This window comes from Vibrio sp. V10_P2A27P122 (assembly GCF_963874335.1).
In the GTDB taxonomy this organism is placed as follows: Bacteria; Pseudomonadota; Gammaproteobacteria; order Enterobacterales; family Vibrionaceae; genus Vibrio; species Vibrio anguillarum.
On the sequence record NZ_CAWNHY010000035.1, the window covers coordinates 1 to 9759 of the forward strand.

General features: G+C 42.5%; 10 protein-coding genes. 7 read left to right on the forward strand and 3 right to left on the reverse strand.

All coding sequences use genetic code 11. The features are described 5' to 3' along the window. Positions 1 to 358 precede the first annotated feature (358 nt). The 3 genes from AACQ17_RS02270 to AACQ17_RS02280 form a co-directional block, all read right to left on the reverse strand. The gene (locus tag AACQ17_RS02270; protein ID WP_094164266.1) at positions 359 to 580 is read right to left on the reverse strand and encodes a hypothetical protein; all 222 of its coding nucleotides are present in this window, start codon (positions 578 to 580) and stop codon (positions 359 to 361) included. Between the two features lie 57 nt (positions 581 to 637). Continuing rightward, the gene (locus AACQ17_RS02275) at positions 638 to 790 is read right to left on the reverse strand and encodes a hypothetical protein (RefSeq protein ID WP_157726750.1); all 153 of its coding nucleotides are present in this window, start codon (positions 788 to 790) and stop codon (positions 638 to 640) included. A gap of 94 nt (positions 791 to 884) precedes the next feature. Continuing rightward, entirely contained in the window at positions 885 to 1739 is an 855-nt protein-coding gene (locus tag AACQ17_RS02280) for a type IV toxin-antitoxin system AbiEi family antitoxin (protein WP_240507671.1), read from the reverse strand. A gap of 185 nt (positions 1740 to 1924) precedes the next feature. Between AACQ17_RS02280 and AACQ17_RS02285 the strand changes: the two genes are divergently transcribed. The 7 genes from AACQ17_RS02285 (at position 1925) to AACQ17_RS02315 (ending at position 9159) form a co-directional block, all read left to right on the forward strand. Further along, a complete protein-coding gene (locus tag AACQ17_RS02285) occupies positions 1925 to 2752 on the forward strand; it encodes a GNAT family N-acetyltransferase (RefSeq protein WP_094147459.1) in 828 nt (275 codons plus the stop codon). A 101-nt stretch (positions 2753 to 2853) separates the two neighbouring features. After that, the gene (locus AACQ17_RS02290) at positions 2854 to 3693 is read left to right on the forward strand and encodes a helix-turn-helix domain-containing protein (protein WP_094147460.1); all 840 of its coding nucleotides are present in this window, start codon (positions 2854 to 2856) and stop codon (positions 3691 to 3693) included. Between the two features lie 256 nt (positions 3694 to 3949). Further along, entirely contained in the window at positions 3950 to 4972 is a 1023-nt protein-coding gene (locus AACQ17_RS02295; protein WP_094147465.1) for a sensor histidine kinase, read from the forward strand. Between the two features lie 2 nt (positions 4973 to 4974). Beyond that, complete coding sequence (locus AACQ17_RS02300) at positions 4975 to 5673, forward strand: response regulator transcription factor (protein WP_094147461.1); 699 nt, start codon at positions 4975 to 4977, stop codon at positions 5671 to 5673. Continuing rightward, positions 5666 to 7126 (forward strand): TrkH family potassium uptake protein, encoded by a 1461-nt coding sequence (locus tag AACQ17_RS02305; RefSeq protein ID WP_094147462.1) that lies wholly within the window; start codon positions 5666 to 5668, stop codon positions 7124 to 7126. Before AACQ17_RS02300 ends, AACQ17_RS02305 begins: the two co-directional genes overlap by 8 nt. A 13-nt stretch (positions 7127 to 7139) precedes the next feature. Then, positions 7140 to 7793 carry a potassium channel family protein gene (locus AACQ17_RS02310; protein WP_094147463.1) on the forward strand — a complete coding sequence of 218 codons (654 nt, stop codon included), beginning with the start codon at positions 7140 to 7142 and terminating at the stop codon, positions 7791 to 7793. 1 nt (position 7794) lies between these two features. After that, on the forward strand, positions 7795 to 9159 hold the full coding sequence (locus tag AACQ17_RS02315) for a TrkH family potassium uptake protein (protein ID WP_094147464.1): 1365 nt from the start codon (positions 7795 to 7797) through the stop codon (positions 9157 to 9159). The last annotated feature ends 600 nt before the right edge of the window (positions 9160 to 9759 follow it).

The following is a 9759-nucleotide window of genomic DNA, read 5'->3' on the forward strand; positions in this document are numbered from 1 at the left end:
TTAAATACACTGTGATGACAATAGTATCTTATTTTGCATACATCATAAAGATTCTTGTATCTAATTTTTAATACACATCAAAGGAAAATGTATCGATTATAAAATACGCTACTTATTTGGCTATCAGTTTACTGGACAATGGTCGTGACAAATTCATCTTGGAAGAGCAAACGTCTTCGGCAGCGCTAGAATGGGAAGTGAACGGTTTAGGTTGATTTAGAATGGGGGTTGTTTTGGGAAGTACACAATCCAGACTTCTGCTCTGAATGATTTCTGTCCATCTTTGATTCAGACCGGTTCGGTACAGCCGATGATAGAATGCACAAACTGCTAGATAACACATGAATTAACTCGCTCTCTAAGATAACGTTATATCTCCCCTACGAACGAGCATGCAGAAACGCGAGTAGTCATGGCTATAAACGAATACTCTATGAGGAACGCTAGCTCCGCTCATAAATGAATCGAATGCTGAAAGAGTGGCTTTCGGCAACAATGATGGGTCAACAACTTTCCAGGGAACGTCTGGCAGTTCGAATTCTTCTAATGTCGGCAATAAGTTTAAGTATGGGTCAGTCATGCATTTTATCCCTGCTTATAGTGTAAGATTAATCAGTAGTGCTTAAATTTATTTGGTTTAGGTTCTAGATGATTTCAATTCAATGGATTCTCGCCACTGCCGTGATTCCTTAACACTACGCTCAAGGTGATCGTCACTTTTAAGATGCAAACCGTTTCGTCGGTTACGAGCGGCACGGTACAAGATAGCTCTGCGTTGTTTCTCGGTCATAAAACCTCCCATCCACCAATTTGCCAGTATGATTCTATTTTTGCTATTCCTATGTTTATGAAAGTCAGTTTTGAACTTCCTAACATAACAAAGTTCACAAAGGTAATGTGTGGAACTCTCCGTATTTATCATTGATAAGATAAGCCACTTCTCTATTGCGCGCATCCTTAGATAGTAGCAACTCAGCAATAGTTAGTAATGCCAACGCAGGTTGACCAATTTTTAAAGACTCGCCCCAAAATGGCTTTATTACTTTAAGAGGTGGTAACTCTTTATGCCCGATAGAGTACTTGACCGGTTGATGTCGGCTAAACAATAGTATCTCGTAAGGGTGGTTATATTTTGTAAGCTGAGTCGCGGCCACTTCTCCACCCCAAACATCTCCTGGCTGCAATAAGATATCTTTCCAATTGTCAACAGGAGGATAAGTCGTCACCTGATGATAGCGAGCTAAAATGTGGCCATAGCTTTTCAACCATTCATAACGCAGCTCTGGCTCATTTAAAAATCTTCTTTGGCGTTTATTCTTTACTATATGGTTGTTTTCAATAAGGTACTTCATTGCCTTTGTAACCATACCAACCGAAATGTCAGCTTTAGATGCAATATTCGCGTAGGTCTCATTGATAAGGTCCTTTTCAGCGAAAAGAGCAAATAAGCACTTCATGATACCGATAGTCATAAACTGGTGAGATTTATTTTGTTTTATCGGAGGTCTATTACCAATGAATATGCATAAGTCACCAGTCATCACTCTGACGTTTCCAGAGTCATCGGCATAGTTGATGTTTGAGTCATGGCATAACTGCCTAAGATAATCGCTGAGGTGATTACAGAAAAGTATGTCGTTTGCTTTTGGTCGTCGTTTCAAATAGCTTTCAATACTTTCTTTACGATGTATATGAGCATGGAAAATATTAAACCTTATCGGCTGACCATTAACTGTCATTTTTAGCGAAGGTATTCATCGAAAAGTAAGATTTGAAATTCGGATATCTACTGGTAACTGTCGTTTTTGTTCAATCTTTCATATTACCCATCACCTACTATTTTCGACATAGAAAGCGGCACTTCATCTCTGATGTAGTTCCTTCGTTCGTAATAACACTACATCTATCGTTAGGGAAAATAACTATGTTAGAAATCAAACCAATCGAAACATTAGAAGTAATTAACGAACTAAAAAAACAGTATTTCGAACAATCGACAGCGCCACTTGATGGTATGTGGCACTTTGGTTTTGTTCCCATATCCTCTCATTATGGATTTTATGAGGACGATACTTTAGTTGGATTCTGCTGCATTAACGGTGATGGCTATATGTTGCAGTTCTATTTGTCACGGGCAGCCCACATTCAGGCGAGAGAACTGTTTACTTTGATTGCAGAGCAAAACAGCTCAGTAGTCGGTTCCATTAAAGGTGCATTTGTGAGTACAGCCGAACCTCACTATCTATCGCTTTGCTTAGATAACTCATCTTCATTTAAAGTAAATGCGTTAATGTATCATCAAGTTGCTCCATTTCTTTCTGAAAGCACAACAGTTTTAGATTTAACGCTCGCAAGTCAGGATCAACTGGATGAGTTCGTTGAATTTGCAGTGAGTAATATTGGTGCTCCAGCACAATGGTTGTCTGAGTACTTCAGTAATCTAATTAAACGAGAAGAGCTTTGGGGGTATTGGAAGGATGGTAGGTTATTAGCAACGGGTGAGTGTCGCCTATTTGATGAACATCAGACTAAATATGCAGACTTAGGGATGATTGTAGCCGAGTCAGAACGAGGTCAGGGGATTGCCACTCGTGTACTTAACCGTCTACTAAGCTTAGCCAATGAACGTGGTTTAATTCCTGTCTGTTCAACTGAAAGTGGTAACTTGGGTGCTCAAAAAGCGATTCACCGAGCAGGACTAGAGCCTTTAAACCGCATTATCCAGATTGAATTTGACCTCCACAATAGGTAGTTAATGGACAAGCCCTTGCCCTAATCTGGTCAGGGCTTATTTGTGAAAATGCTAACCTAGCATATAGTGATAGTAGATGCCGCGAACTGATTGAGACTATTATGATCCACTGGCTAAGGCCTTCAAAGATATCCGAAGTTGCAAAATACATTGAGTGTTATTGGCTTATTGAAAAGCGTCCCGATGCCAAGAGCTTCGATTACCCGAAACTAAACCCTGATCCATCCGCTCACCTGATCATTTCTCCCGCCAAACAGACCTACCAATACGATATGAACCCTGGAGCGGCTAATGGTAAAGGGAGCCACTGGTTGTTTCCCCATCATAAGACACTTCAACTCGATCACTCAAAACCTTTTGTCTACCTGGGAGTCAAGTTTCATATTGGAGCCTTCTATTCACTGAAACTATTCTCAGGTCAATGGTCAATACTTGATTGCGTTGAAGAAGTTCAGCTAAGTACACTGTTTACTAATCTATGTGAGGGTGAGGTGAAACTGATTGAACTGGCGCGAAGTAATCCAGATTTGTGTTGTAAAAAATTGGATAGTCTGTTTTTGCCGTTGGCTTTGAAAAGCCATGAGGATCAACATAGCCAGATTACACGCAAAGCCCTTCAGGCGCTGGACTCAGGATTAATTTCTGAACTGGGTAACCAGCTATACTGCTCACAACGTACATTAGAAAGAAGCTTCAACAGAGTGACAGGTTTAACGCTAAAACAGTGTCAGTCTATGAATAAACTTGAGGCTATGCTGGAGTACCTTTACCAACGCGATTCAAATGATATCGATTGGGTCGAGATTGCATTTCGGTTTGGTTTCAGCGATCAACCTCACCTCATCCGCTATCTAAAGAAACAAATTGGCCTCACACCTAAAACTTACGAAAAAGAGCGTAGTTTAACTATTGATGTTTATGGCGGTGTTAGCTCTACGTAATCTGTCGGAAATGTTCAATCAAGTCGGCTTGCTGATCAGCACCGAGATCGCATTATAGTCGTGTCCCCGAAGGTGCAAAGCGATCTGTATTACTTTGGTTCGCTCTGGAATTACGTTATAAAAATAAAAAAGTGCTCCCAACCACAGACTAAGAAACAGTCAAGCTCTTAAAAATTTACGCTTTTTTTACGCGATCCCATTTTTCGCATCTGATAGAGTCGCGTTTAAGATTTTCTATTAAATGACCTATATGACAATGAGTTGGCTACAGAAGCGCTATTTACTACCAGCATCGGTATTTATTCTTTCACTGGTTGTCTCATTGGGGATTGATCATTGGCTAGGCTCAGCCATAGCCGTGCTACTTATACTTCAACTTTCTATTGTTGTGATTGCACTCCAATGTCACTCACGGATAGCGTATTTTGCTGCGATTGCCGAAGCCGTCAGTTTCAATTTTTTCTTTACCACACCTCGCTATTCACTCCAGATGTTCCACTTGGATGACATCATCAACTTACTTGTTTTTATTGTGGTTGCCTTTACCACTAGCCAGCTCGCTGAGCGATATCGACGCCAACAAAATGCGCTAGAACAAGTTCAACTGCGCCACCAAATTTTGCTCTCTGTATCCCATGATTTGAGAACGCCGCTCGCAGGAATTATTGGTAATCTTACTACCTTCAAAGAATACCAGATGCAACTGCAAGCCAAAGAAAAGGATGAACTGCTCGACAGTGCAATCAAAGAAAGCCATCGCTTACATCAATACATAGAAAACCTTTTGCAAGCGACGAAATTGCAGCACGGCGTGGTTCGCATCCAGAAGCAACAAGAATCCATAGTACACATTGTAAAAAGTGTCATCGGTCGTTTCTCTTCATCCACCACAAGTATTGAGATGGTCGTCAATGGAGTGGTTTCATTGGTTGATGTCAGTCGGGCTTTACTCGAGCAGGCGTTATTTAATGTGTTGGACAATGCGTTTCGCTATTCCCCCAAAGATAAACAGGTCAGTGTGACAATTTATCAGAGTCAGCAGAATGTGGTGATTGATGTTTACAACCAAGGGCAATCACTGCAACCCGATGAAGCAGAACGAATGTTCGATCTGTTTTATTCAGGCAAGGAAAAAAGAAGTGACGATTCTGGCTCAGGCCTTGGATTGAGTGTGGCAAAAGGTGTGGTCTCAGCCCATCAAGGCCATATCGAATGTGTAGAAGTACAGAAAGGTTGTTTGATTCGGATTTCGCTGCCAAGCAGTCAACAAGGAGAGTAGTAGTGAACTACAAAATACTGGTGGTGGATGATGAGCCTCAAATCCAAACTTTTATGCGCATTTCATTGGCGGCTGAAGGCTTTGATTACGTGGGAGCAGATTCGTTAGCGACGGCGAAAGTGCAATTTGAGCGTATTCAACCGCATGTGGTGGTGCTCGACTTAGGGTTGCCTGATGGCGATGGTATCGAGTTCTTATCGATGATCCGTCAATTAAGTAAAACACCCGTGCTCATACTGACCGCCCGCGATCAGGAAGAAGAGAAGATCCGCTTGCTTGAAGCGGGGGCTAACGACTACCTCAGTAAGCCGTTTGGCATTAAAGAACTCATTGTACGGATCAAGGTACTGCTGAGAGACTTGGTCAGCGAGCATTTCAGCGAAGATATCTTGGGTTTTGGTGCACTCAAGCTACAAAAAAGTACCCATCAATGCTGGCTTTCTGGTACAGAAGTGATTCTGACCAAAAAGGAGTTTGCGTTTTTTGAAATGCTCATGATTACACCAGGGCAACTTGTGAAGCAAACAGACTTGCTGAGAGAGGTGTGGGGCGAAAGCCATACCGACGATACCCATTATCTGCGAGTACTGGTTAGCCAGTTGCGCAAAAAACTCAACGACAGTGCAGACGAACAACAGCTCATTAAAACCGAATCAGGGATCGGCTACCGTTTAGGCTTGATGGAGCCTCCTCGTGATTAATATCAAGAATACACTTCGATTATTAGTCATGCCTATGCTTTGGATGGGGATTGTACAAGGCACGTTTGGCCTGTTATCTCTGTTTGTATTTCAAGATCGTATATCCAGTGACTTTTTCTCCCCTTCGGTCGTGATGATAGTCAGCGCCTTTTTATTGTCCGTTTTATTGCGAAAAAGTGAACTGCATAAAGTCACCTTTCGAGATGCGTTAATGTTTGCCAGTTTAACCTGGGTCTTAACGGGTTTTTTAGGGGCGCTACCGATTCATTTAGTTACTCAGGTGAGCATGACAGATGCGGTATTTGAGTCTATCAGCGCCTTAACGACGACGGGAGCAACAGTTTTGACGGGATTAGATGAGATGCCGAAGTCTTTTCTGCTGTATCGCCAATTTCTTCAGTGGATGGGCGGGCTGGGTGTGGTGATTTTTGTCGTTGCGGTGTTGCCTATGCTCAATGTTGGTGGAATGCGGCTGCTTAAGGCCGAAACACCAGGCCCAATCAAGGATGATAAGTTATCACCACGTATTTCTAAATCCGCCCATTATCTTTGGGGCGTGTATCTTTCGATTACCTTAGCGTGTGCGCTGGCTTATTATCTTGCTGGGATGTCCGCCTACGATGCTATCGCGCACAGTTTCACCACCGTTTCAACAGGGGGATTCTCGACACACGATGCCAGTATGTGGCATTTTGAAAGCCACCTTATCCTTATGTTGTCCAACATTTTTATGATGTTGGGAGCGATAAGTTTTGGCCTTCATTTCCGTGTGTTTCGAAATGGCTTTGCAGGGTTACGTCTGTATGCTTCCGATGAAGAGTCGAGAGTCTTTATTCTTACCGCGATCACACTCTCTTTCGTCTTAGGCTGGTACCTCTTTAGCCATTCAGCCTACGATAATTTCCTTACTTCGATCAGCTTTGCCATGTTCAGTGTTATCTCATTTATGACCAGTACAGGCTTTGGTGCGGCAGATTTAGGCAGTTGGCCCTCTGCAACCGCGCTGTTTTTAGTGTTTTGTGCCTATCTCGGCGGATGCTCAGGTTCAACGGCTGGGGGAAACAAGTTCGCTAGAGACATCATCACCTTTAAAGTTATACGACGAGAAATTCACCAACTGACTTACCCTAAAGCGATATTACCTATCCGCTATCAAGGGCGAGTAGTGACATCTGATGTCACTAATGCGGTCATGGCTTTTATGTCTCTTGCGGTTTTAACCACAGTGATATTCACCTTATTAATGATGGCGACAGGTTTAGATTTTTGGTCTGCATTTACCGCCGTTGCGGCTTGTATCAATGTGCTCGGCCCTGGTTTTGGTCAAGTTGGTAGCAATTTTCAACCTGTCAGTGATTCAGGCATTTGGCTCTTAAATCTGGCAATGATTTTGGGTCGCTTAGAATACTTTACGGTTCTGGCGATGTTACTCCCGCACTTTTGGAAAAAATAATAAAGGTATTATCATGGCACATTTTACTGTCATTGGACTTGGGCGTTTTGGCATTGCGGCCAGCCTCGAACTCATTCATCTTGGGCATACTGTAACTGGAGTCGATCGAGATCCTAAATTGGTCGAGAAATACGTTGAAGAACTCACTCAAGCGGTTATCTGTGATTCCACCGATGAAGGTGCGCTACGAGAGCTGGATTTAGCCAATAGTGAAGCCGTATTAATCGCCATTGGCGAAGATATGCAGTCCAGCTTATTGTGTACATTGGCACTTAAAAATCTAGGTGTTAAAGAAATATGGGTGAAAGCCAGTACTAAAGCACATCATACTATTGTGTCAAAATTGGGCGTACAACGGATCATTCACCCTGAAGAAGAAATGGGGATACGAGTTGCACAGGCGCTCAATTACCCTATGGTCAATAATTACCTTGCGATTGGGCATGGACTCTATGTAGTCGAAATTCACATCAAATCGACATTACATGAATCCCCGCTTTCTCAAGTTTTAGGTGATGCAAGAGGGAGTGTTAAAGCCGTCTTAGTCAAGCGAGATCAGGATGTCATCGTTGACGTGAAAGAGAGTTTTTTTCTAAAAGCGAACGATATTATTTTGCTGTGTGGTACGCGGTCCGAGTTAAAATATTTAGCCCCAAGGTTGGTGTAACATGGTGTTGTGGCATCCCTCGATCTCGCCGATTGAACGTAAACCCAAAGCAGGAAAGAAGTTACTAGGCGCTCCACCGCTGATTTTGAGCGGCAGTTTCCTGTTACTGATATTACTAGGCACGGCCTTATTAAAATTACCCATCGCAACTCATGAACCGATTGGTTGGATACAAGGCCTTTTCACTGCAACCTCTGCTGTAACGGTGACGGGTTTAGTCGTGGTTGATACGGGGACGCAATTTACGGTGTTTGGTCAGACAGTCATTGCATTGCTTATTCAATGTGGTGGTCTCGGATTGATGACGTTTGCGATTGTGACTTTGATTACCCTAGGCGGTAAAATAGGTTTTTTGGAACGCACGGTTGCAAGAGAAGCGTTCAATCAAACCGATTCATCGACGTTAGCCGCGACCGCTAAATCGGTATTGGTATTTGCGCTCGTTGTAGAATTGATTGGAATGGCAATATTAGCACTATACTGGAGTCCAGAGCTTGGCTGGAAAACGAGCTTGTTTCACAGTTTCTTTTATACAGTAAGCGCATTTAATAATGCGGGCTTTGCTTTAAGTGCAGACAGCCTAAGGCCTTATGTCGATGATCCTGTCGTGAATTTAACTATTACAGGGTTATTTATTATTGGTGGTTTAGGGTTTTCAGTCTGGATGGATTTAAAACGCCATCGCTGTTGGTCAAAATTAACCGTGTACAGCCGAATGATGATACTGGGAACCATCATGATTAATGGGGTAGCCCTCATTGCGATTTATCTGATTGAATATGACAATCCCCATACTTTGGCACCCTTGAGTGAATCTGGAAAATGGTTAGCTTCTTGGTTTCAAGCCGTAACACCGAGAACTGCGGGCTTCAATACGCTGGCTATTGACCAACTCGAAGATGCCACAACCGCGATTATTCTGGTGCTGATGTTCATTGGTGGTGGCTCTTTGAGTACCGCAAGCGGTATCAAAGTTGTGACCTTCATGGTGCTGATTTTATCGACTTACGCTTATTTACGCCGTGACGAGCAAGTCTATGTCTTTAAACGTGAAATAGCGAAAGATACCATCAGTAAAGCACTCGCACTGACCATGATTTCGGTTGTAGTGACTTGGTTGGCCATCTTTGCATTATTACTGAGTGAAGATGCACCGATGATAGACGTGGTCTTTGAAGCAGTTTCTGCATTAGGTACTGTGGGGTTATCTCGTGGCTTAACAGGTCAGCTATCAGCATCGGGTGAGCTGATTATCATCTTTATGATGTATATGGGAAGATTGGGACCATTAACCTTGGCGTACTTTTTAGCCAGTCCGAGGCAGAAAAAATTACGTTTTGCGGAGACAAAATTAGCCATTGGATGAGGCTTATAACATCAACACAAGGAAGTGAACGTAGGTCTAACGAATCAACACCTAGAGCCGATGCCAACAACAATAAGCTTTAATTGCTATTACTAGAGAATGAGAACGTATTATTACTGGCGTATTGTTTGCCTTATAAATTGTAATACTTGTCAAAAAAACGTGCCTTCTTCCCATACTTAAAAGTGGGACTTGCGTTTTTTCTTATCAAGAATCCGTAAACGTCTCATTGAATATGAAATTTTTTGTAAGATTATTCATCTCTACTCCGTCTAACAAATAGAGAAGACAGAGAGGACGAATTTATGTGTAGCACACCGAGAAATGATCCATCCAAACCCATGCCACGCTCGAATCCTTTTGTTCATGACATGGTTTTAGGTTCCGAGCAGCGACAAAGATTTGCTGAGGTCGCCAATAGAGCGTTTGAAAGAAGAGAGGCAAAGAGAAAACAAATGCGTCAAAAGCAGAGTGTAAAACCTCAAAAAAGAGGAGTTCTAACGCTGATCTTAGCGTGGTTTCGATAGTAAAAGCCGCCAGTGTCGTTGTTTTTGATTTCACTTCATCACAATTGAGATCAAAAAGTGATTATATGTTGAA

What these genes read in the sequence shown, in the direction of transcription:
- AACQ17_RS02270 (WP_094164266.1), bottom strand. Translation starts at nt 580, where the DNA reads ATGACTGACCCATACTTAAACTTATTGCCGACATTAGAAGAATTCGAA.
- AACQ17_RS02285 (WP_094147459.1), top strand. Translation starts at nt 1,925, where the DNA reads ATGTTAGAAATCAAACCAATCGAAACATTAGAAGTAATTAACGAACTA.
- AACQ17_RS02310 (WP_094147463.1), top strand. Translation starts at nt 7,140, where the DNA reads ATGGCACATTTTACTGTCATTGGACTTGGGCGTTTTGGCATTGCGGCC.
- AACQ17_RS02295 (WP_094147465.1), top strand. Translation starts at nt 3,950, where the DNA reads ATGAGTTGGCTACAGAAGCGCTATTTACTACCAGCATCGGTATTTATT.
- AACQ17_RS02280 (WP_240507671.1), bottom strand. Translation starts at nt 1,739, where the DNA reads ATGACAGTTAATGGTCAGCCGATAAGGTTTAATATTTTCCATGCTCAT.
- AACQ17_RS02275 (WP_157726750.1), bottom strand. Translation starts at nt 790, where the DNA reads ATGACCGAGAAACAACGCAGAGCTATCTTGTACCGTGCCGCTCGTAAC.
- AACQ17_RS02290 (WP_094147460.1), top strand. Translation starts at nt 2,854, where the DNA reads ATGATCCACTGGCTAAGGCCTTCAAAGATATCCGAAGTTGCAAAATAC.
- AACQ17_RS02315 (WP_094147464.1), top strand. Translation starts at nt 7,795, where the DNA reads ATGGTGTTGTGGCATCCCTCGATCTCGCCGATTGAACGTAAACCCAAA.